This is a genomic window from Aquimarina besae, assembly GCF_042434905.1.
GTDB lineage: Bacteria > Bacteroidota > Bacteroidia > Flavobacteriales > Flavobacteriaceae > Aquimarina.
In genome coordinates this window covers 732,413-756,847 of the sequence record NZ_CP170199.1, presented here as the reverse complement: position 1 = coordinate 756,847, position 24,435 = coordinate 732,413, and the positions used below count along the sequence as shown (strand labels likewise).

13 protein-coding genes are annotated in these 24,435 nt (G+C 34.7%); 12 read left to right on the top strand and 1 reads right to left on the bottom strand.

Going from position 1 to position 24,435, the window contains the following annotated elements; genetic code table 11:
• The first annotated feature begins 40 nt into the window (after positions 1–40).
• The 3 genes from ACE94K_RS03325 (at position 41) to ACE94K_RS03315 (ending at position 3,964) form a co-directional block, all read left to right on the top strand.
• Entirely contained in the window at positions 41–1,534 is a 1,494-nt protein-coding gene (locus ACE94K_RS03325; protein ID WP_378179908.1) for a xylulokinase, read from the top strand.
• On the top strand, positions 1,531–2,856 hold the full coding sequence (gene xylA, locus ACE94K_RS03320; protein ID WP_378179905.1) for a xylose isomerase: 1,326 nt from the start codon (positions 1,531–1,533) through the stop codon (positions 2,854–2,856). The genes ACE94K_RS03325 and xylA overlap by 4 nt, the downstream gene beginning before the upstream one ends.
• Positions 2,857–2,935: 79 nt before the next feature.
• Complete coding sequence (locus ACE94K_RS03315; RefSeq protein ID WP_378179902.1) at positions 2,936–3,964, top strand: aldose epimerase family protein; 1,029 nt, start codon at positions 2,936–2,938, stop codon at positions 3,962–3,964.
• A gap of 26 nt (positions 3,965–3,990) precedes the next feature.
• On the opposite strand, the gene ACE94K_RS03310 is transcribed toward ACE94K_RS03315, so the two are convergent.
• Complete coding sequence (locus ACE94K_RS03310; protein WP_378179899.1) at positions 3,991–5,019, bottom strand: LacI family DNA-binding transcriptional regulator; 1,029 nt, start codon at positions 5,017–5,019, stop codon at positions 3,991–3,993.
• Positions 5,020–5,526: 507 nt separating this feature from the next.
• On the opposite strand from ACE94K_RS03310, the gene ACE94K_RS03305 reads away from it, so the two are divergent.
• From ACE94K_RS03305 to ACE94K_RS03265, 9 genes are all read left to right on the top strand, one after another.
• Complete coding sequence (locus ACE94K_RS03305) at positions 5,527–6,249, top strand: glycoside hydrolase family 11 protein (RefSeq protein WP_378179896.1); 723 nt, start codon at positions 5,527–5,529, stop codon at positions 6,247–6,249.
• 105 nt (positions 6,250–6,354) lie between these two features.
• A complete protein-coding gene (locus tag ACE94K_RS03300) occupies positions 6,355–7,203 on the top strand; it encodes a formylglycine-generating enzyme family protein (protein ID WP_378179893.1) in 849 nt (282 codons plus the stop codon).
• A 386-nt stretch (positions 7,204–7,589) separates the two neighbouring features.
• Positions 7,590–9,206 (top strand): sodium:solute symporter, encoded by a 1,617-nt coding sequence (locus ACE94K_RS03295; RefSeq protein ID WP_378179890.1) that lies wholly within the window; start codon positions 7,590–7,592, stop codon positions 9,204–9,206.
• A gap of 164 nt (positions 9,207–9,370) precedes the next feature.
• Positions 9,371–13,531, top strand: a complete 4,161-nt coding sequence (locus ACE94K_RS03290) for a two-component regulator propeller domain-containing protein (protein WP_378179887.1) — start codon at positions 9,371–9,373, stop codon at positions 13,529–13,531.
• A 549-nt stretch (positions 13,532–14,080) separates the two neighbouring features.
• Entirely contained in the window at positions 14,081–16,747 is a 2,667-nt protein-coding gene (locus ACE94K_RS03285; protein ID WP_378179884.1) for a glycoside hydrolase family 3 C-terminal domain-containing protein, read from the top strand.
• Positions 16,748–16,867: 120 nt separating this feature from the next.
• Positions 16,868–20,005, top strand: a complete 3,138-nt coding sequence (locus ACE94K_RS03280; protein WP_378179881.1) for a SusC/RagA family TonB-linked outer membrane protein — start codon at positions 16,868–16,870, stop codon at positions 20,003–20,005.
• Between the two features lie 29 nt (positions 20,006–20,034).
• Positions 20,035–21,585, top strand: a complete 1,551-nt coding sequence (locus ACE94K_RS03275; RefSeq protein ID WP_378179878.1) for a RagB/SusD family nutrient uptake outer membrane protein — start codon at positions 20,035–20,037, stop codon at positions 21,583–21,585.
• A gap of 10 nt (positions 21,586–21,595) precedes the next feature.
• Positions 21,596–22,768 carry a hypothetical protein gene (locus ACE94K_RS03270; RefSeq protein WP_378179875.1) on the top strand — a complete coding sequence of 391 codons (1,173 nt, stop codon included), beginning with the start codon at positions 21,596–21,598 and terminating at the stop codon, positions 22,766–22,768.
• Positions 22,769–22,906: 138 nt separating this feature from the next.
• On the top strand, positions 22,907–24,289 hold the full coding sequence (locus ACE94K_RS03265) for an endo-1,4-beta-xylanase (protein ID WP_378179872.1): 1,383 nt from the start codon (positions 22,907–22,909) through the stop codon (positions 24,287–24,289).
• Positions 24,290–24,435 lie beyond the last annotated feature (146 nt).

Sequence of the window (24,435 nt, the reverse complement as noted above, 5' to 3'; positions counted from 1 at the left end):
TAGATTTTAGACTTTTATAGCAAACAACGAAGTAACGTTAATGTATTATATAGGCTTTGATATAGGAAGCTCATCGGTAAAAGCAGCATTGATTCATTCTGATAACGGAAAAAGTATTGCTGTTATCAATGAACCTCAAGAAGAAATGAAGATCATTTCTGTAAACAGAGACTGGGCAGAACAAGATCCTAATTTCTGGTGGGAAAACGTCTGCATTGCCAGTAAACGATTATTAAAGGAAAATGCTGTTGCTCCAGAGTTAGTTTTGGGCATTGGGATATCGTATCAAATGCACGGTCTTGTTCTAGTAGATGATAATGGAGAATTATTGAGAAACTCAATTATATGGTGTGATAGTAGAGCAATTAACATCGGAAATAAAGCTTTTATCGAGCTAGGAGAAGAAAGGTGTAAAAGCCATCTTCTTAATTCTCCGGCAAATTTTACCGCTTCAAAACTAAAATGGGTACGAGACAATGAACCACAGGTTTATGAAAAGACTTATAAATTTATGTTACCAGGGGATTATATTGCTTATAGATTCACCGGGAGCATTACTACTACTAAATCAGGATTGTCTGAAGGTATCGTATGGGATTTCAAAAAACAAGAACCCGCAAAATGGCTGTTAGAGCATTACGATATTGATCCGAGCCTTATTCCAAATATTGTTGAGACGTTTTCTAATCAGGGAGAGCTTAGTGATAAGGGAGCCAAGGAAAGTGGTTTAAAAACAGGAACTCCTATCTTTTATCGTGCGGGTGACCAACCTAATAATGCATTATCACTAAATGTTCTGAATCCGGGAGAAGTCGCATTAACGGGTGGAACTTCTGGTGTTATTTATGCGGTAACCGATACCCTATCCGGAAAAGAACCTGTTAAGTATAACAATTTTGCACACGTAAATTACAGCGAACAGGAACCAATAATTGGTAAGTTACTATGTATTAACGGCGCAGGGATTCAGTATAGATGGTTGAAGGATAATCTTAATCTGGAGACCAATTCTTATCAAGCTATGAATGAACTTGCATCAAAAATTCCTGTAGGATCCGATGACCTTCAGGTAATACCTTTTGGTAATGGTGCAGAGCGAATGTTTGAAAACAAAACGATAGGAACACATATCTGTAATATCAACTTAAACAAACACGACCGATCTCATATATGCAGAGCAGCATTAGAAGGAATTGCATTTTCTTTTGTACACGGTATGGAGATATTAAGAAATAATGGAGCTCATACGAAAGTGCTAAGAGCAGGAAATGATAATTTATTTAGATCCAAAATATTTTCGGAAACTGTTGCTACATTGATAGATCAGGAAATTGAAATTTACAATACTACAGGTGCTATAGGCGCTGCTAGAGCGGCAGGATGGACTCAGGGAGCCTTTAATGATTTAGGAAAAATTATTACTGAAAATGATAAGGTAATGACCTTTAATCCACTACAAAACAAAGATCATTACCAGTTAGCGTATCAAAGGTGGAAAAATGAACTCAAGAGAATTTTAAAAGATAAAAAATGATTGTATTAGGAAATCAGGAATACTTTAAAGGGATTGATAAAATTAAATTTGAAGGAAAAGAATCAGATAATCCCTTGGCATTTAAATATTATGATCCGGAAAAGGTCGTTGCAGGCAAAAGATTGAAAGACCATTTTAGATTTGCTATAGCTTATTGGCATACCTTCTGTGGTCAGGGTGCTGATCCATTTGGATGGGGAACACAAAACTTTGCTTGGGATGAGTCTTCAGACCCAATCCAGGCAGCTAAAGATAAAGCTGATGCAGCATTCGAGTTTATTAGTAAAATGGGTTTTGACTACTTTTGTTTTCATGATTTTGATTTGGTACAAGAAGCTCCCTCATTATTAGAATCAGAGAAAAGATTAGCGACAATTGTTGATTATGTAAAGGATAAGAAAAAGGAATCGGGGATTAAGCTTTTGTGGGGTACAGCGAATTGTTTTTCCAATCCAAGATATATGAATGGTGCGGCCACTAATCCTGATTTTAATGTGTTAGCCAGAGCAGGTGCGCAGGTTAAATTAGCATTGGACGCTACGATGACTTTAGATGGCGAAAATTACGTGTTTTGGGGAGGAAGAGAAGGTTATATGTCATTACTTAACACCGATATGAAGAGAGAGTTAGATCATTTAGCTCAGTTTTTAACAATGGCTAGAGATTATGCAAGAGCACAAGGATTTAAAGGAACGTTTTTTATAGAACCAAAACCTATGGAGCCAACCAAGCATCAGTATGATTTTGACACAGCTACATCTATAGGTTTTTTGAGAGAGTATGGATTAGAGAAAGATTTTAAAATCAACATAGAGGTAAATCATGCTACGTTAGCGCAGCATACCTTTCAGCATGAATTGGAAGTGGCAGCAAGCGCCGGAATGTTGGGAAGTATAGATGCTAATAGAGGAGATTACCAAAATGGATGGGATACAGATCAGTTTCCCAATAATATTTTAGAAGTTACCGAGGCCATGTTAGTCTTCCTAAAAGCTGGTGGTTTGCAGGGAGGAGGTGTTAATTTTGATGCCAAAATAAGAAGGAATTCTACCGATATAGAAGATGTGTTTTTAGCGCACATTGGCGGAGCAGATACATTTGCAAGAGCATTGATTACTGCTGATAAAATTATTACTTCATCACCATATGAAAAGTTAAGAAATGAAAGGTATATGTCATTCGATTCAGGAAAAGGGATGCAATTTGAAAAAGGTGAATTAAAGCTGAAAGACCTTTATGAAATAGCATCAGAAAATGGTGAACTTTCGCTACAAAGCGGAAAGCAAGAATTATTTGAAAATATCATTAACCAATATATTTGATAACCACAAGAATCCATTGTGCATTTAGAATAAAAAAGTCTAAATGTGCAAGGGATTATACCATCTTTTCTAGCTACAAATGACCCAAGAAATCTCAAATAAGAATCATGTTTTACAATGTGTTTCCATAAAGTTAACAAATAATAATGGTACCAAGTTAACAGTAACTAATTATGGTGCATCTATTGTAGGTTTTGAAATTCTAAACAAAAAAGGAGAGCTCGTAAATGTTATTGTTGGTCTGGATATTGTCGAAGATTATCAAGAAGCGGCATATCATTCCAGTGCCAAGTTTTTGGGTGCCTCAATCGGAAGGTATGCCGGTAGAATTAGCAAAGGGAGTTTTGAGTTAAATAATCAGAAATACAAGTTGTATCAAAACTCCGGTGTTCATTTGCATGGAGGAAAAGAGGGTTTTGATAAGAAACTCTGGAAAATTGATTCAATTAATCGAGATCAAAATATGGTTGTTTTTTCTTATGATAGTAAGCATATGGAAGAAGGTTATCCAGGGAATCTGCAGGTCAAAGCAACCTATCAGCTATCAGAAGATGATGAGCTCAAGATTACCTATACCGCTGTATCAGATCAAGATACCGCTATAAATCTTACGAATCATGGGTATTTCAATCTGAACGGTTACGGCAGTATTTTGGATCATTTATTGTCTTTGGATTGCCCCGATTATTTAGAGGTTGATGAAAAACAATTACCAACAGGAAATATAAGATCTGTCACTAACTCCAGGTTTGATTTTCTAGAGCTAAAAAAGTTAAAATCCCTAGAGAATGATGGACTTATAGATGATACTTTCATTTATAGCAACAAACAACCGGCCATAGAGGATGTAAAAATAAGATTGATCACACCGCTAAGTGGTTTACAAATGGAAATCAAAACTAATCAACCTGCAGTAGTAATTTATACTCCTGAAAATTTCCCTAAATGGAAGTTTAAAAATCAGGTAAACTATACTCGGTTTCCAGCTATTTGTTTCGAAAATCAAAATTACCCTGACGCACCCAATCATAATCACTTTCCATCTTCTTTATTGAAAGCTGGAGAGGAATATAAGAATACAAGCATATTCCGCTTTTCCGCTATTTAAAGTTTGCTTCATTCTCTCCCACTCTTTTACTTAAGATGTTTCGTGGAGGCTCTTTCAATTAGATTGGTTTTGATCACCTTTGTGGTATACGAAGTTTCTATTTTTTCGTTTTCAATTTTATCAATGAGGATTTTAGCAGCCGCTTCTCCAAGATAAATGCTATGTTGACTTACTGTAGTAATGGATGGCGTTACATGCCGAGGCAGCACACCATTGGTAAAGCCTATTATTGAAATATCTTCTGGTACGCTGTAACCCTTTGATACTACCATTTTTAGCGTACTAACAGCAGAGTCTTCCTCTAAACACAATATAGCATCTACTTTTTTTGAGTCAAGCATAGTTTTTAGTAACGTATTAATGTCATTAAATTCATCAACCTTCAGGATCAAATCTTCATCAATTGAAATACCAGCTTTGGTAAGAGCTTTTTTATAACCTTTAAGTCTAAGTTTTCCAACACTAAGCTGATAAATGTTAGAGACGATAGCAATATTTTTACAGCCAGTTTTGATAAAAAAATTAACTGCATTATATGCACCTTCTTCGTCATTCACAATAACTTTATCGCATTCTATTTCATCTGTTACGCGATCGATCATTACAATCGGGATACCTTGATTTATGGCATTCTGAAAATGACTAAAGTCTTTTTTTACCTGTGTTTCCTCTGCAATAGAGAGGATATACCCGTCCAAATCAGCGTTTTTTAATAGCTCCATAGCTGTCACTTCTTTTTCTCTGGATTCGTTAGAAATGCAAGTGATCACGCTATACCCTTTTTCTGTAGCAATCCTTTCGATACCCACAAAAACCTTTGTGAAGAAATGATTTAGCATATTAGGTATAATAACTCCAATAGTCTTGGTGTTTTTATGTTTTACATTTGTTATGGTAGTAGAAGATTTATATTGCAGCTCTTTTGCATATTCCTGAATCATAGATTTGGTACTACCACTAATTTCATAACTATCATTGAGTGCCTTGGAAACAGTGGCAATAGAAACATTGAATTTTTTCGCAATATCCTTTAAAGTAATTCTCTTTTTCTTCATACACTACGTATTCTTAAAAAATTAATAAAGACAAAAAGTGCTTTTAAATACAGATCTGGTCATCGTAATATAGGGTTTAATAGCTTTTGTAATTAACGGTACGATTGAAGCAAATACATCTTTTTGTAAAGTAATTCTAATAATTTAATTAGTGAAAATATGCAATTGTAATTGCAACAAAACTAATACAGATTGCTTCAAATATTCTATCAGAGAAGACTGATTTTCTAAAAATCTCATTTCTGAAACTAATGCTAAGTCAATTCGTGAAAATTTTAGGAAATACATTGTTGATATCTAATGCCTTATACGTTTACGAAAACTTTTCGTAAAATTTAATTCAAAAACATCCTATTTAACTATTGTTTTAACGCAAACGTTATAGTTTTGATTATTGATTAAATTTTAACACAAATTCATCTATATCCACAATTATCTGATATTGAAACACTGATATTAATAATTGGTGTGGATTTTTGAATGATTCTAACTTAAACACCTTTAATTATGAAAAATTTTTTAAGCATTTTGGTGTGCTGTTTGTTTTTTTTAACAAACTGCTCAGATGATCTAAATTCTGACAATCTTCCTGAAGCATCAGAAACTAACCAAAAATCAATAGATAGTAATGGTTATATCAGTGACAACCGAACGGATGGAAACAACAAAGGATATTTTTGGACCATCTATAAAGAAGGAGGATGGGGTAAATTAACGTTCCCATATGCCAATCAATACAGTGGTAATTTTGAAATTGAATACAAGGACAATCGCGATATCGTAGGAGGTAAAGGTTGGTCTACAGGTAACGGAAGAAGAATAAATTATAATATAGGTACTTTGCAAGGATCTTATAATTTTGTAGGGGTATATGGATGGACTCAAACCCCACTGGTAGAATATTATGTAGTAGAGAAAGGCAGTATTACTGGTCAAAACCAAAACAGGAATTATACGGTAAACGGAAAGAGGTATAAATTCAAAAAACAATTAAGATCTAACGCACCTTCTATTTTAGGAACCAAAACATTTTATCAGTATATCAGTGAACACGGCAATGCTCCAACAGGTTCTAATCAGCAAGTTCACATGCAAGCTCATATTAACCATTGGAATAAATATGGAGGTCATCAATCTGAATGGGGTAACCTGAGAAATTTTGATTATCAGGTTTTTGGTATAGAATCTTACACTGGTAATTGGGGAAAAATCAACGCCAGTATTTGGTAATTAATACGCACAAAATTAAAAACAACAAGACCGATACATTGTTTCGGTCTTGTTGAGTTTTATGCCCTTATTAATTAATGAAAAGGGTTAATTCCTTACTTAACTATGAAAAAAGGTTTGTTTTATTTTTTAGTTGGATTCGTAATGATATTCTATTCCTGTAACAAGAAAGAAACAAAAAGAGTTATCAATGATAATCTGATTTTTGTCAAAGGAGGAACCTTTATTAACAAGCAATCCAATTTGTATGGAAAAAATGCCCGTGTAAATGATTTTTATATGGCTAAAAGCGAAGTTACCCAGAGAGAATGGATCAAGATTATGGGTAGTAATCCATCCAGATTTAAAGGAGACAGTCTGCCCGTAGAAATGGTAAGCTGGTATGATTGTGTGGAGTTTTGTATCAAAAAAAGTATAAAAGAGAGGCTAATCCCTTATTATAAAATTTACAAAGATTCTATAGACGATTTTAATAATTCTGAGTTTGATAGTATCAAATGGCTAGTTAAGAAAAATCCGAAGGCTAATGGATATCGTTTACCTACAGAAATTGAATGGGAGTATGTTGCTGGAGGCGGTCAGTTAAGTAAACATTATGCTTACAGCGGAAGTAATAATATTGATGAAATAGCCTGGTACTGGAGAAATAGTGGAGATTCGATATTAACGGGACAATGGGATTATAGTGTTCTAGAAAAAAATCAATGCAGGACACGTCTCGTGTGCACCAAAATGCCTAATGAACTTGGTTTATATGATCTGACAGGAAATGTTAGAGAATGGTGTGATGATTGGTATGAAGATGAGCGTACACCTCGTGGACATTTTCGTTCACAAAGAGGCGGCGGATGGATCGGACTTGAAATTTACGCAAAAATTAATGACAGGGATTATTTCGAGGCGAATGGTATAGGTCCGGATCAAGGTTTTCGTATTTGTAGAAATAAGGATTAATCCTCAAAAAAGAATCATTGTTTAGGGAGTTAATTCTTATTAAAATAATCAATTTACCAGCGCAAGAAATATTTCTTTAGTTTTTCGGTAAAGTACTTTCATGATACTAAAAAAAATGTTTGAGTAAATCCAAAATTACACCACATAATGCATCATAATTTATAACATTCGCTTCAAATCTTCCACCTGATTGAGGAGTCACACAATAGTTTTGATTTTAATAAAATTTTAAGTAAAAATTAAACGATCTGTTAAACCTGATTTTGAAAAATTATGAATCAAATAACAAATAAGGGAATGTTTTTTAATCGGGTGAAAAAATCATTTACTAACAACTAGCAAAATCATTAACCAACACAAATTATATAATAAACCAAAAAGGATTTATGGAATCAGTTTTAGAACAATTGGATTGGATAGTATTAGGTGTCTACTTTTTAGCACTTATTGGAGTAGCCGTCTGGGTAATATTACAAAGAAATAAGGATACAGCAGATTATTTTTTGGCAGGACGAAATGTAGGTTGGTTTGTTATTGGAGCTTCGATATTCGCCTCTAATATTGGGTCGGAACACGTTGTAGGTCTTGCAGGTACAGGTGCAGAGTCCGGAATGCCAATGGCGCATTACGAATTGCACGCATGGATTGTACTGTTATTAGGTTGGCTATTCTTACCATTTTACATGAGAAGCAAAGTGTTTACCATGCCAGAGTTTTTAGAGAAAAGATTTGATAGTAGATCACGGTGGTTCTTATCGGTTTTTTCACTAGCAGGATATGTAATCACTAAGGTTTCTGTAACCATATATGCCGGAGGAATCGTGGTCTCCGAATTATTGGGTATACCTTTTTGGTATGGAGCTATTGGTATTGTTGTCTTTACCGGCGCGTATACGATCATAGGAGGTATGAAAGCTGTAATTTATACAGAAACACTACAAACTGTAGTTTTGATTGCTGGCTCTATTATCATTACATATTTAGGTTTACAAGAAGTGGGTGGCTGGGAAAACCTAAAGGATACTGCAGGATCTGATCATTTTAATATGTGGAGACCTATGTCTGATCCAGAGTTTCCCTGGACAGGGTTATTGTTTGGTGGAACTATTGTAGGTATCTGGTATTGGTGTACGGATCAATATATTGTACAACGTACGTTGGCCGCAAACAATATAAAAATCGGAAGACGTGGAGCTATTTTTGGAGCATATCTTAAGATTTTGCCAATTTTTATCTTTTTAATTCCAGGAATTATAGCTTTTGCTCTGGCAAAACAAGGTGTTTTATCGTATGAAAAAGCAGATGAGGTGTTTCCTGTTTTAGTAAAGACCCTATTGCCAACAGGGCTAAAAGGATTAGTTGCTGGTGGACTAATGGCGGCTTTAATGAGTTCCTTGGCATCAGTATTTAATTCTTGTTCAACCATATTTACAATAGATATTTACAAAAAACTGAAACCAACGACGCCAGAAAAGAAGTTATTAAATATAGGAAGAGTAGCAACAGCATTAGTAGTAGTTTTGGGTATTATATGGATTCCTATTATGAACAAAATCGGCGGAGGTGTTTTATATCAATATTTACAGAGCGTACAGTCCTACATCGCACCACCAATTACTGCTGTGTTTATTTTAGGTATCATTTGGAAAAGAGTAAACTCGAAAGCTGCAATTGTGACATTATTTTCAGGACTTTTAGTAGCAGCATTAAGAATTACCTCAGAAATTGTAAAGGACAGTTTGTCTGGTTTTGCTTATGAGTTTGCTACTATAAACTTTGCGCATATGGCGATATTTATGTTTATATTTTCTGTAATCGTATGTGTAACAACTAGTCTGGTTACAACAGCACCGGATTATGCTATTATTAAAGGACTTGCTTTTGGAACTTTATCACCAGAACAAAAAGAAGAAACTAAAAATAGTTATAGTCCAATTGATGTTGCCTTGTCAATATTATTAGTGGTTGTGGTTGTTTGTATTCTAACATATTTTACAGGATGATGGTAGCCTGATAATTCTTTTACAAAACACTGATTTTTATTTAATTATTACGGAGTGGTGAAAGCAAGGTATTGCTGTCCTTAAGAAAAATAGAGGGAATGTTAATGGATTTAAACAAAAGATGCTACCTTTATTATTCAGTAATGGAATACAAGCTTATGAATATGAAAAGAATTATAGTATACGTACTATTTTTCTGTTGTTGTGTCAATTGCCAATGGGCTCAACAGAAATCAGATGATTTTAATTTTGTAAATATAGAGGATGGTATTTCGAAGATAGCAGTACCAGTAATTGTCCAAGATCACAATGGTTTTATATGGATTGGTACAAGCGGAGCAGGTATACACAGATACGATGGCATAGAATTTAAATCTTACAAGCATAAACTACAGGACACTACTTCTTTAAGTAGTAGTTCGATCTACTGTGCGTTTGTAGATAAAAAAAATAGACTTTGGGTAGGTACAGAAAACGGATTGGACCTATATGATCGGGAACTGGATCAATTTAAACGAATTGATATAATTTCTCAGTTAAAAAATTTCTACCAATCTGAAATTGCAGTTAATTCCATTATAGAAGATGATAGCGGCGATATTTTTGTTGGAACGTACACTAGGGGCTTACTTAAAATAGATTCAGAAACTTATAAAATAGAACAGGTTGCCAATGTAAATAAAGGAACTAACCAAGGATTTGTAGATGTTCACGATCTTCAGATAAATTCTGAAGGAAAAATGTATGCTGCAACCAATTATGGATTGAAAATATATGACCCTGAAACAAATACATTACGTCTTTCGATTTTTGAAACAGAAAAAGGTTTGCAATCTGTTCAAACTCCAATTAAATCTTTATTGATTGACACAAATAATAACATTTGGTTAGGTAGCTTTTCTCAAGGAATATACAGAATTGAAAAAAGATCAGATGAAGTATTCAATATTAAGAATCTTCAATTTACAAATAAGAGAATCTTTTCATTAATCTCTAATGCAGATGGATCCATCCTTTGTGGTACCGAGAATGATGGTTTGTTTCATATCCAAGCCGATGGAAAGCTCATAAAAAATTATCTTTTTGATAAAAATAATAAGAATAGTATACGATCTAATTCCATATGGTCTCTGTTTCTGGATAACAATGAAAGGATATGGATGGGTTATTATAACAAAGGTATAGCAGTACACGATAAATTGTACGATAAGTTTAACAATATTGAAAGTCTGGCTAGTAATCCAAATTCTTTAGAAGCAGGTTCTGTTACCGGTATTGTTCAGGATAAATCCGGTTTACTATGGATCAGTACAGACGGAGGAGGTATAGACGTTTATGACCCAAATAGTCAAAAATTTATTCACATTAATAAATATAGCACTAAAGAATTTTCAAATCTTACTGCATATGATATTCAAACGATATTTATAGATAGTAATGAAAACGTTTGGGCAGGAAGTTGGAGTGGAGGTGTTTTTTTGCTCAAGAATGGGTCTAAAAAATTTATTAACTATACAGTAGAAAATACCAAAGGCAGGCTATCTTCTAATAGTATATTAAGTTTTGCAGAAGACGCGGATGGCATCATCTGGATAGGAACTTTTTTTGGAGGAATTGTTTCGTATGATCCTATTAGTAATGAGTTTACTCATTATAGATCTAAAGAATTCACTACATATGGAATTCCAACAAGTGATGTTCGAAAGGTACTAATTGATTCTGATAACAATTTATGGATAGGCACGGCCACCGGATTGTATAAAGTGAGGAAAAGCAAAACTGATCAATTTTCTGTTGTTTCATTAAGAGAGAAAATGAACAGTAAATATCAGAACAAATCAGATACAAATCATATACTTTCAATATATGAAGGTACCGATGGATCTATCTGGATTGGTACAAAAGGAGCCGGTTTATGTCGATATAACCCAGAAACAGATAATTTTATATGGTATAATGAATTATACGAATTAAAAGATGAAAATGTTTCTGCTATTATAGAGGATGAACAAAATAATATTTGGATTAGTGGTAATAATGGGATTCATAAACTGGATCTTGTAAAAGGAACGATTAAGAACTATAATAGTAATGATGGTTTATTATCCAACGATTTCAATTTTAATGCAGTATTTAGAGATAAAAAGGGAACCATATATTTCGGTAATTATGAAGGGATAGACTATTTTAATCTTAAAAACATAAAGACTAACAATAGTGTTACAAACTTATTTCTTACAGATTTTAAAATATTCAACAAAAAAGTATATCCCAATCAAGAAGGATCTCCATTAAGCAAGGTTATTTCTGAGACTGATAGTATATCCTTAAGTAATGAACAATCGGTTTTCACAATAGAATATACTGGTGTCAATTATACTCGTCCAGAGAAAAATCAATATGCATATTATTTAGAGGGATTAGAAGATTCTTGGAACTATGTTGAGAATACTAGAAGTGCTACCTATACAAATTTAGATCCCGGAAATTATATTTTTAAGTTAAAAGTAGCCAATAATGACGGTAAATGGGATGAAAACCCATTACATCTACATATAAAAATTTTACCTCCCTGGTGGAAGACAACTTGGGCAATGACATCTTACATATTATTATTCTTATTAGGGATATATCTTTTAAATAAAGTTACACAAAAAAGAATCAAAGAAAAGCAGCAGATACGATACGAAAGAGAAAAAAGAATCAAAGAAGAAGAGCTTCATCATAAGAAGCTACAATTTTTTACTAATATATCCCACGAGTTTCGAACCCCACTAACGCTGATTTTGAATCCTCTAGAAGATATACTTAAAAACAAAGAATTAAATCTACCAAAAGAGGTAAACGAAAAGCATCTGGTAATTCACAAAAATACAGACAGGCTGTATAGATTAATCAATGAGTTGATGGATTATCGAAAGCTTGAACTTAATAAGCTTAGTATCAAGGCAAGAGAACTTGACATCATAAATTTTGTTCGAGATGTAGTAAGCCATTTTGTAGTAGAAGCGTCACAAAAAAAAATAGACCTTACCGTACATCACGATTTACCAGAATTAAAAGTATGGGTAGACATTGGTATGCTGGAGAAGATTATTTTTAATTTATTATCCAATGCATTTAAAGTTACCAAAGAGGGAGGAAAAATAACCATTTCGATAAAAAAAATAGGACAAAGGCTTGCTGAAAAAACAGGTAATTTTGGATTATCAGAATCATTCGAAATTAGTGTGTCCGATACGGGACCAGGGCTCAAAAAAGAACAACTTGATCAAATATTTGAACGTTTCTATCAAGTAGACAACCTTAACAAATCATATTATGGCGGAACTGGAATTGGCTTGGCGGTTGTAAGAAGTTTTGTCGAATTACATAAAGGCATAGTAGAAGTTGATAGCGAGGTGGATCAAGGAACTACATTTTCAGTAATCTTGCCATTAGGAAAAGACCACTTTGAAGATAATGAAATAATTGTAAATGATGAAGAATCTGAGGTTCTTAGAAAAACTAAATTTATAGGAAATGTTCATAATCAAAGTTTGGAAAATCAAATCGAAGAAGAACAAAAAACTAATAGGTTATTAATTGTCGAAGATAATACTGAGTTACGAAGTTATTTAAGACAGGAGTTAAGTAATACGTATAAGGTTTATGATGCCAAAAATGGTAGCGAAGGTCTGGAAATTGCTAAAAAAGAAGTACCCGATATAATCATTACTGATGTAATTATGCCAGAAATGGATGGTTTCGAATTCTGCTCAAGGATTAAAAAGGAGATCAAAACAAGCCATATTCCAATAATGATGCTTACTGCAAAAACAATGGCCGATGATCGGTTAAAAGGAATTGAGTCCGGAGCTGATGTATATCTAAATAAACCGTTTGATATGAGAATGTTAAAATCGTATTTAACTCAAATGCTTACGATAAGACAAATGGTATTTAATAAGTACTTTAGTGATGTTAGTGATGCCCAAATAAATGAAAATAACACATCACTGGATAAAGAATTCATTAAAAAAGTATTAAATCATATCTATGAAAATCTTAGTGATCCGGATTTAAATGTTGAATCTCTTTCTTCAGAATTACATCTTAGTAGAAGTCAATTTTATAGAAAGATTAAAACGCTTACTGGTCAAACAGCTAACCAATTCTTGAGAAATATCAGATTGCAAAAGGCGAAACAGATATTAGAAAGTGGTTCTACCAATATCAGCGAGGTATGTTATAAGGTAGGATTTTCTTCTCCCTCCTATTTTACAAAGTGCTTTAAAACGCATTTTGGAATACTGCCTACAGAAGTAGCAATTAATGAAACTTAAGATTTCTAATGAACGCATTTCATAAAATAATGGTTATATAGTGCATAAAAATTCATCAGATTTTCAATTTTTTCTATATCTCATAACAAAATTTCAAAATCATGGCTTCGGTGTAATGTAAGACGAGCACCATTAACAACCTTAGCAGTCATTTATCAATACCATTAGATTTATAATTTATTCAATTTGTAACCAATTTTATTGAAAAAATATCATCAAAACAACCTGTAAAATAGGTTCTTCACATTTTACTGGCTCAATCACCACATCTAACTATAACAATTGTTGCTTCAACTGTTTGATATGTTGTGAAAACCTTATATGTAGCGTGTATGCAACAAATGTTTTATCATATGCTCTATCTGTTGCATCGTTTTTTTAATCCTGTACATAAATTGTTAAAAATTTGTGAATAAGTCAAATGAACATGAATAACAAATACTCGAAAATTAAGATTTTGGGAGAGATATTCCTGATAGCTATAGTGCTCGGATTATTTGTTTTCATACTTGACCTCATATCATAAAAAACCAGATTTAACCAATAAAAATGATAAAAAGAGAAACCAATAATATATTTAAAATACTTTTCAGAAGTAGCGCTGTGGTCGTTTTTTCGATTGTTCTTCAATTAAACATCGGCTGTGAGTCAAAAAAGGAAACTGAATATAAATTTAAAAACCCGGAGTTACCCGTTAGTGAAAGAGTTGGTGATCTCATCAGTCACATGACACTTGCCGAAAAAGTATCTCAGATGCGGTATGATGCACCGGCTATAGACCGTTTAGGTGTGCCGGCGTATAATTGGTGGAATGAATGTTTGCACGGCGTAGCAAGGGCTGGTGAAGCAACTGTTTTTCCGCAGGCGATAGGAATGGGTGCTACTTGGAATGCTCCTTTGTTATTTGATGTAGGGACCGTAATTTCCGACGAAGCAAGGGCTAAGCACCATCGTTTTATAAAAGAAAATAAAAGAGGGATATACCAAGGACTTACTTTTTGGACTCCCAATATCAATATCTTTAGAGATCCCAGATGGGGAAGAGGTCAGGAAACCTATGGAGAAGATCCATATCTAACAAGTAGAATGGGTGTTAATTTTATTAAAGGATTACAAGGCGACGATCCAAACTATCTCAAAGTGGTTGCTACAGCAAAGCATTTTGCAGTACATAGTGGTCCTGAAAAGTCAAGACACGAAGATAATTATCACACCTCTGATAAAGATTTAAAAGAAACATATTTGCCTGCCTTTGAAGCAGCTATTAAAGAAGCGAACGTGCAATCGGTAATGTGCGCGTACAATAGATATAGAGATGAAGCTTGCTGCGGAAGTAATTTATTATTAAATGATATACTTCGAAAAGAGTGGGGGTTTGATGGTTATGTGGTTTCAGATTGTTGGGCAATTAACGATTTCTGGGAACCAAATAAGCATGAATTAGTCGAAACCCCTGCTGAGGCTTCAGCTTTAGCAGTAAGCAGAGGTACAGACTTAAATTGTGGCGATGTCTACGACCCAAATCTAAGCGAAGCGGTTCTAAAAGGATTGGTGGACGAAGATAAAGTCGATCAAGCATTATCTAGATTGATGGAAGCTCGCTTTAAGCTAGGGATGTTTGATCCTGAAGAAATGGTTTCCTGGTCAAAAATACCATACGATGTTGTATGCAGTGATAAGCATTATGAGTTATCAGAAAAGACAGCCAGAGAATCAATGGTATTGTTAAAAAATGAAGATAAACTACTTCCATTAAAAAAAGAGATAAAATCTATTGCTGTTATAGGTCCAAATGCAAACGCGAAGCAGGTATTGTTAGGAAATTATCACGGAACACCTCTTAATAATATTACTCCATTAAAAGCGATCCAGGAAAAATTACCTAATACAAAAGTAAACTATGCTAAAGGTAGCCATATTGCAAATGGATGGCCATTATTAGAGCCTATTCCGGCTTCCATGTTGCAAAACGGAGAAGGCACTGGATTGAAAGGAGAATACTTTGATAATAAAGAGTGGAAAGGAGAACCGAAAGTGACCCGAATTGATAGTGTTGTTGATTTTATTTGGGTCTCTAAAAAGCCATTTGAAAATGCAGTTTCAGATAATTTTTCTGTGAGATGGACAGGAAAAATTGTTCCGAAGGAAAGTGGAGAATATCGCATAGGGTTAAGAGCAAGTAGCGCGGGTAAATTATACATAAATGATTCTCTCAGTGTTGATTTTAAGGATGATCACGAACCAAAAATGAGGTATGTTGACATGCCTTTGGAAGCTGGGAAATCATATGACGTTAAAATTAAATATTACAACTATCATACCGATCCTCAGGCACAATTGTTATGGTCCAAATTAGATGAAGATCTTTTATCTCCTGCAGTTCAGGCAGCTAAAAATTCTGAGGTGGTAGTACTTTGTTTAGGATTATCACCGGACATAGAAGGTGAAGAAATGCCAGTTGTTTTGGACGGTTTTGATAAAGGTGATAGATCAGAAATTTCTTTACCGCAATCTCAGATTACTTTATTAAAAGAAATACATGCTACAGGAAAACCAATAGTATTAGTATTGATGAATGGAAGTGCACTTGCCATCAATTGGGCAGATGATCACGTTCCAGCCATACTTGAAGCCTGGTATCCTGGAGAATTTGGTGGAAGAGCTATTGCAGATGTTCTTTTTGGAGATTACAATCCGGCAGGAAGATTGCCTGTTACCTTCTATAAATCAGTTAAAGACCTTCCTGATTTTAAATCCTACGATATGACGAATCGTACGTATAAATATTTTAAAGGAGAGCCTCTGTATCCATTTGGACACGGATTATCATATACCAACTTTACCTATTCAGCACTAGAGATACCTGAGTCTATATCAAAAAATGATAACATTCCTATCGAAGTGCAGGTTACAAATGCCGGAGATGTAAAAGGAGACGAAGTAGTTCAATTATATATATCCTACAATGAAAAAGAAAATAATGAAGGTGCAAAGCATTCATTAATTGGATTTAAAAGAATCAACTTGGAAGCTGGTGAGACAAAACAAGTAAGTTTTTCAGTGACTCCAAAACAATATGCAAGCATTACTACTGATGGGAAACGAGAAATTAAGTCAGGACCCATCCAATTCCATATTGGAGGAAAACAACCAAATAGTAAAAACCATAAAACAACACAACTTATAACTAAAACAATTATGATTAATGATAAATAACAAACAAGAAACAGTACATAGCTAGCTAATTTCTAAAAGGCTATGGTATTTAGGGAATCTTAATTAGCAGAACAAAAATTGTAATACGAATATAATTAACAACTAAAAAAACAATATCATATGATAAAGCTTAAACTCGCAATTATTGGATTGTTTATAATTGGGACACAGCATGTTTTTTCGCAAGAAAACACTATTAGTGGAACAGTCACAGATGAAAGCGGTTTGCCGCTACCCGGGGTAACGGTAGCGGTAAAAGGAACCACAAAGGGAGCCTTAACCGATTTTGACGGTAAGTACGAATTAGAAGGATTATCAAACGGTGAGATTTTGGTATTTTCTTATGTCGGAATGCAAACCGTACAAAAAACCGTTACTGGATCAGACCAGATTAATGTGGTACTGATGCAGGAAACAACGGATTTAGAACAGGTAGTTGTCATTGGATACGGGCAAAGCAGGAAAAAAGATCTTACTTCCGCCGTCTCAGTGATTAGTGGTGAAGCGCTAGAAAAGCAACCTGTTGCTAATATCGATCAGGGTATTCAAGGATTAGTATCGGGTGTAACCGTTACGAGAAGTACCGGTAGACCAGGTGGCGCGGTATCAGTAAGGATCCGGGGAACTACTTCTGTAACAGGGTCAAATGAACCTTTATATATCATTGACGGAGTAAACGTTCAGAATTCTGAAAATAACTCCTTTAATTTCTCGCGTTTTGGAGGAACCGGTGGACAGACTGCTACAAGTCCGCTTTCTGCCTTAAACCCTAATGATATAGAATCTATTACCGTTTTAAAAGATGCTTCTGCAGCTGCTATTTATGGTGCTCAATCTTCTAATGGTGTAATATTGATTACTACAAAAAAAGGTAAAGCAGGTAAAGCAAAAATAAGCTATGAAACTTATGGAGGGATACAAACGGCTCCTAAATTATTAGATATGATGAATCTAAGAGAATTTGCAGCATATTCCAACGAAGTTAGACAAAGCCCATCAACCAACTTACCTCCTGCTCCACAGTTTGAAGATCCAAGTATTTTAGGTGAAGGAACTGATTGGCAGAGAGCAATTTTTAGGGCGGCACCAATTCAGAATCATCAGTTATCAATTTCAGGCGGAAAAGAAAACACTAAATTTTATGCTTCAGCCAATTATTTTGAACAGGAAGGTATTATTATCAACTCTGGTATGAGAAGATATGGTTTACGATTAAATCTTGATCATAAGTACAACAATTGGATTAGTTTTGGTCACAATATCAATATGAGTAGTTCCTTAGAGGAAATAGGATTAAACGATTCTCGTAATGGAACCATCACTTCAGCGCTTAGACAAACACCAGATGTACCCGTTAGAAATCCTGATGGAAGTTTTGGTTCTCCTCAAAATAATCTAGGTAATACAGGTGCTCTTAATCCGGTAGCCGCGTCAGAAATAAGAAATAGTACTTTAGAAAGATTTAAAGTAAACGGAAATATCTACTTAGACTTGAAATTGGCGAATAACCTGAAGTTTAGATCAGATTTAGGATATGATTATAATACGGCTAAAACGGAAAGTTTTTTTCCAACTTTTGATTTTGGCTCCATTTCAAACAATTTGAATTCAGCGTTCAAAGGTGCAAATGAAGGATTGTATTATCTCTTTAAAAATTACCTGACCTATACTCCTCAACTTGGAGATCATGGATTGGATATTTTATTAGGAACAGAAGCACAAAAAGTTCAGTTCCAGGGATTAACCGGACAACGATCTAATTTTCCTAGCAATGACATTCCTGGTTTAAATACAGGTGATGCAGAAACTTCACTATCAGAATCTTTTGAAGGAGCGGCTTCATTACTCTCGTATTTTGGTAGAATAAATTATGACTATAAAGGCAAATACCTGCTTTCTGCTTCCTTAAGATATGATGGTTCCTCAAAGTTTGGACCTAATAATCGATGGGGATTATTTCCTTCTGCTTCTGCAGCTTGGGTAGTGAGTGATGAGCCGTTTATGGAAGGAATTTCAAGAGCTTGGAGTTATTTTAAAATTCGAGCAGGATACGGTACCAGTGGAAACCAGGATATTGATAACTTCCTGTATTTAAGCTTTCTTAGAAATCAGAATACAGCACTGGGGAGCGGATTTAGTTTAGCTAATTTTGCTAATCCAAATGTACAGTGGGAATCATTGATTTCTCCCAATGTAGGGGTTGAACTTGGCTTCGCGGATAATAACATTAGACTGGATGTGGATGTATATAGAAAAACATCTAAGGATTTTCTTGCTACCAGACCGGTTCCCGGATTTTTGGGTAGCTTAAATACCTTATCTTTTATTGGTGTAAATGCTCCCGTAGAAAACTTTGGTGAAATGATTAATGATGGTATTGATGTTACTTTAAATACCAAAAATGTGAGTAATGATAAGTTTAGCTGGGATACTAATATCATATTTTCTATGTACCGAAATGAAATCACTGAACTATCTGGAGATAACGATGCGATTATCGGAACCTTAAGAGATGAAGAAATCATAGCGGATTTAACCAGGTCTGAGGTTGGACAACCGATTGGGATGTTCTATGGTTTTGTAACCGATGGTTTGTTTAGAACACAAGAAGAATTGGATAATGGAGTAATCCCTGCAGAAAGTACCCGTGACGAAGCTACAGGGACCTGGATAGGAGATGTGCGTTTTGTAGATCTTAATGGAGATGGAACTATAGACGATAACGATAGAACTTTTATCGGTAATCCACACCCGGATTTCACATATAGTATCACAAATAATTTCCGATACGGAATGTTTGATTTGTCGATATTCCTTCAGGGGTCTTACGGTAATGATATTTACAATTATACAAGAACCTACATAGAAGGTGTAAACCGTTTCAATTCAAACCAGGCGACTTCTGTAATCGATAGATTCACTGCTACCAATACGGATGGAAGTTTGCCTAGATATTCTGATGGAGACAAAAATGGAAACAACAGAGTGTCGGATAGATTTATTGAAGATGGTTCTTACTTAAGGATTCAAAACGTGACGTTTGGATGCACATTGCCTAAAGACACATTTGGAAAAGCCAATTTTTTTGACCAAATTAGAGTATACGCAACCATCCAAAATTTATACACTTTTACAAACTATTCTGGTTACGATCCAGAAGTTGGTTCACTAAACCAAAGTGCTCTTTTTAAAGGAATTGACTTTGGTAGATATCCGGTTCCAAGAACAATGACGCTTGGACTAAATGTACAGTTTTAAAACAATGAAAAAGAAATAATATGTTTGGTATGAAAAGTAGTAAGAAGTTTTTTAAGTATTTAATTGCATTGACCTTTTTAACCTCGTGTGGTGATGACTTTTTAGATATAGACGTTGTAGACTCTATCACAGAGGATAATTTTTATCAAACCGATGATCAATTATTAGCAGGTGCAAATTCTTTGTACGGACAATCCTTTTTTACAACAAACGATAAGTTTATGTATTCTTTGGATATGTTAGCAGGTAACTCTATTGGTTTTGAAGGAGATGCTCCTTGGAGATTATTCTCTATAGGAGTTAATAATGGAACCCTTTTAGAAGGATGGGAAGGGTTTTATAAGGGCATTGCAGATGCCAACCAACTCATAAAAGTTACGAGTGGTGAACTTAACCCTGAAATTTCAGAAGAGGTTAAAAACCAGGTAGAAGGTGAAGCACGTTTTATAAGAGCGTTCTCGTATTTTTATTTGGTACGATTATGGGGAGAAATTCCCGTTATTGACGAAGTGACTTCAGATACGTCTTCCTTGTATCCTCTTAATACCGTTTCCAGTATTTATGCTTTTATAGAAAGTGATTTGCTTAAAGCAGCAGAATTGTTACCGTTAGGTTCTTCTGGAAACATAAGAGTTGGTAAAACAGCAGCTTGGGCATATCTGGCAGAAATGTATTTAACCCTTAAGGATTATGCAAAATCCAGAGAGTATGCAGAGTTGGTTATCAATAGCGGGTTACACAGCTTACAACCTAATTATCAAGATCAGTTCATAGATCCATCGGCTAGTATTAATAGTGAAGGTATTTACAGATGGGTTTGGACATCTATCAATGGATTATGGGGTATACAAAATACAAACCAAGCTTATTTGATTGCTAACGACGATGTTATTGGTAATGATGGTTCATTTGGTTCTGTAGCTCCAAGTATTGATTTATACCTTGCGTTTGATAAAATAACGCAGCCCGGAGAAGAAGATCTAAGAAGACAATGGATCATTTGTGAACCAGGAAGAGTATATCCTGAATTATTAACCAGTGAAGGAGGATGGACTTTTCCAGAGAATGGAGATGAATCTGCAACCAAGCTACGATATAGAAAGTATGTGGTAGGATCATTGAATGAACATCCAAATGTGTTTTTTATGAGAACCGAAATGAGCACACAATTGATGCGATATGCCGATGTCCTTATGATTTATGCAGAAGCTATTTTAGGAGATGCTGATTCAACAGGAGATGTATTAGCATTGGATGCTTTCAATCAAATTCGAAGAAGAGCAGGACTTTCTGAGAAAACTTTGTTGACCAGAGAAGCACTTATGGATGAAAGAAGAATCGAATTTGCATTTGAGGCCGGAAAGTTTTGGCTTGATTTGATAAGAATGGATAGAGAAACAGCAAAGTCTATTATTAGAAGTCAGGATAGAGGTACGGTTAACACACTAGTGCCATTTGATGTTTCATCGTTTTTCATAGAGAATGTAGATGACAACGGATTTTTATTACCAATACCATCCGCAGAATTATCATTTATAGATACTGCAAACCCAGCAGTAGATTATGTAATTAATGACTAATAATTAAGTAATGATGAAAAATATTAAATTAATGTACCTCCATAAGAGATTACTTGTTTTATGCTCAATAGCCGGTTTGTTAACCTGTATATCTTCTTGTGAAGACGATGGTGATACAAGTAGATTCGGTAATCCGCAAATAGTAAATCTTATTTCTTTAGGAGACGAACCCACCATCAATGAAGGGTTTCCCGAAGAATTGGTGAGAGTTGAAGGAACAGGACTAGGTAGTATGAAAGAAATAGTTTTTGATGGAACTATAAATACGTTTTTCAATACAGCGCTGAACTCTGATGTAGCATTGTTTTTTAATGTACCATTCGATGCCGATGCTGGAAGCCGATTTGGTAATCAAACGGTAAGATTTACCAATCAGTTTGGCGAATCGGTATCCTCTCAATTTGAGATTAAGCAACCCGCACCTACTTTAACGGTAGAAGGAACTTTTTCTCCACCTAAAGGTGAAGGTGGTATAGAGATTAGAGCCTTTGGTAATTGGTTTTTCAACGTAGAGGATGTTCTAATCGATGGAGAATCTGTGGGTGATTTTACAGTGGTTTCTCCACAAGAATTACTATTTACTTTTCCTGAAGGTAAAACTCAAACAACCGAGTTTACAGTGGTAACTGCTGCCGGTATGGTTTCTAAAGATTTACCTATCGAAGGTGGTTTTGTAGAATATCTTATTACAGATTTTGATGGAAACGGAGTAATTCCTGGTGATTGGTTTTCTTATGGAGATCGAATATTTCAGGTTGCATCAGGTATCGGTACTGACGGTAGTATAGGAGCAGAAATTATTTGGGATGATACGGGTACAGATCCTTTTACAGGATGTTCTCACAATTCAATAGCCCCGGTAACCACTGGAACAGATGCAGAAAATGCATTTTTAATAGTTGACGTAAATAATAATGGAGCAATCGGTACAATCTCAGAGTTTATTTTAGAAGATGATAGGAGTAACTGGTTAATTCAAATCCCATTACAAGAAACTGGATGGCAAACCCTAAGAATTAAAATGTCAGATTTTGGATTTGGTTTCGATCCAAGTAACCAAGGTAACGGAGATGTAGATCCATCAAAAATATTCGCTGTTAAAGCAGGCGTAAGTCACGCAGGCGTAATCCCATCTGTTTTACGTTTCGACAATATAAAGTTCGAAGTTTTAGAGTTGGATTAATTTCAGAGGTATTAATTATTAAGATCGTCCCAAGTTTTTTCTCTGAAAAGAGGAGTAGATTACCATTTCAAGGAGGAAATAATTCAAGTTATAATTGAGTAGATCCTCCTTGTTTTGTTTAAATAAAAAATAAATGTTATGAAAATATGGAAAAATTGTAAATCGGTATTTTATGCCGTATGGTGTTTTGCTTTGGTAGCATTTGCATCCTGTTCTAGTGATGATAGTGGGGGAAATAATCCAAGGGCAATTGCCCCGGTAGCCAATGAAGCTTCAGAAGTTTCTTTCACAAGTTTTAGAGCGAGCTGGAATAGTGTATTCCTTTCCCAAGAGTATCGATTAGACGTTGCTACAGATGCAGGATTTACCTCATTTGTTAATGGTTATCAGGACTTGGTTGTCAACCAATTATCCCAGGCAGTATCAGGATTAGTACAAGACACTGAATATTTTTACAGAGTCCGATCCGTAGTACAAGGAGTAGTTTCAGAAAACTCTAATACTATAACAGTAAAAACAAGTACGCAATTTCCTGATGACACTACTCTAAAAAGTGCCACAGAAAACAATTTTTTTGTTGGCGTAGCAGTATCTGAAACCAGAACCAACTTACCTGCTTACGATGAAGTATACAAAAGGGAGTTTAGTAGTATTACAGCAGAAAATGACATGAAAATGGCCTCTATATTTACAGGTATAGATGGCTCAGGAAATATCATGTATGATTGGAGTAAAGTTGATGGCCTGATCGCATATGCCGAGGCAAATAACCTCAACGTACATGGTCATACGCTTATCTGGCATAGAAGTTTACCCCAAGCTCTGGAAAATTTTAGCGGTACAGATCAGGAATTTGAAGATCTGATCGAACAATATATAACAGATGTACTCACAAGATATCAAGGTAAAATAAATTCCTGGGATGTAGTGAATGAAGCAATAGATGATAATCCTAATGTCCAATGGAGAAACACAATATTTTTGCAAAGAATGGGTGTAGATTATGTTGAAAAATGTTTTGCATTTGCCAGGGCGGCAGATCCTAATGTTAAGTTGTTCTATAATGATTACAATATGACTTTTGACGCTACAAAAAGAGGAAAAGTTCTAAATTTAACCGATGACTTGTTAGCAGCTAACCTTATTGATGGTGTGGGTTATCAAATGCACATAGACTATAACTTTCCTACTAGGCAACAAATACAAGATGCAACAGATGAATTAGTAGCAAAAGATGTGTTAATTCATTTTGCCGAGCTGGATGTAAAAGTAAATGCAGCCAATGATTTAACAGAATTCACCGATGAAAGAGCCCTTGCTCAGGCACAAAGAGTGAAAGAAGTAGTTGAGATTTTTAATGCTATACCACAAAATAAAAAATATGCGATTACACTTTGGGGATTAAAAGACAATGACACTTGGTTAATTCCGGAAAACAATGGTAGACCTGAGTGGCCACTTTTATTTGATGCTTCTTTTAACAAAAAACCTGCTTATTTTGGGTTTTTAGAAGGACTCTAATAGATTTTATCATCTAACATAAATCGTCATATAAAACCCTGTAAATTGATTTTTAATTTACAGGGTTTTTTAGAATTATGGATAATAATTGTAAATAATGTAAGTTTATATTGAGCATAATTCAGCTATTTTAGGGATAGATCTAA

Excerpts from the sequence above, each read along its gene's own strand:
- ACE94K_RS03290 (WP_378179887.1), top strand. The coding sequence starts at position 9,371 with ATGAAAAGAATTATAGTATACGTACTATTTTTCTGTTGTTGTGTCAAT.
- ACE94K_RS03315 (WP_378179902.1), top strand. The coding sequence starts at position 2,936 with ATGACCCAAGAAATCTCAAATAAGAATCATGTTTTACAATGTGTTTCC.
- ACE94K_RS03310 (WP_378179899.1), bottom strand. The coding sequence starts at position 5,019 with ATGAAGAAAAAGAGAATTACTTTAAAGGATATTGCGAAAAAATTCAAT.
- ACE94K_RS03325 (WP_378179908.1), top strand. The coding sequence starts at position 41 with ATGTATTATATAGGCTTTGATATAGGAAGCTCATCGGTAAAAGCAGCA.
- ACE94K_RS03265 (WP_378179872.1), top strand. The coding sequence starts at position 22,907 with ATGAAAATATGGAAAAATTGTAAATCGGTATTTTATGCCGTATGGTGT.
- ACE94K_RS03270 (WP_378179875.1), top strand. The coding sequence starts at position 21,596 with ATGATGAAAAATATTAAATTAATGTACCTCCATAAGAGATTACTTGTT.
- ACE94K_RS03280 (WP_378179881.1), top strand. The coding sequence starts at position 16,868 with ATGATAAAGCTTAAACTCGCAATTATTGGATTGTTTATAATTGGGACA.
- ACE94K_RS03285 (WP_378179884.1), top strand. The coding sequence starts at position 14,081 with ATGATAAAAAGAGAAACCAATAATATATTTAAAATACTTTTCAGAAGT.
- ACE94K_RS03275 (WP_378179878.1), top strand. The coding sequence starts at position 20,035 with ATGAAAAGTAGTAAGAAGTTTTTTAAGTATTTAATTGCATTGACCTTT.
- ACE94K_RS03295 (WP_378179890.1), top strand. The coding sequence starts at position 7,590 with ATGGAATCAGTTTTAGAACAATTGGATTGGATAGTATTAGGTGTCTAC.
- ACE94K_RS03305 (WP_378179896.1), top strand. The coding sequence starts at position 5,527 with ATGAAAAATTTTTTAAGCATTTTGGTGTGCTGTTTGTTTTTTTTAACA.
- xylA (WP_378179905.1), top strand. The coding sequence starts at position 1,531 with ATGATTGTATTAGGAAATCAGGAATACTTTAAAGGGATTGATAAAATT.
- ACE94K_RS03300 (WP_378179893.1), top strand. The coding sequence starts at position 6,355 with ATGAAAAAAGGTTTGTTTTATTTTTTAGTTGGATTCGTAATGATATTC.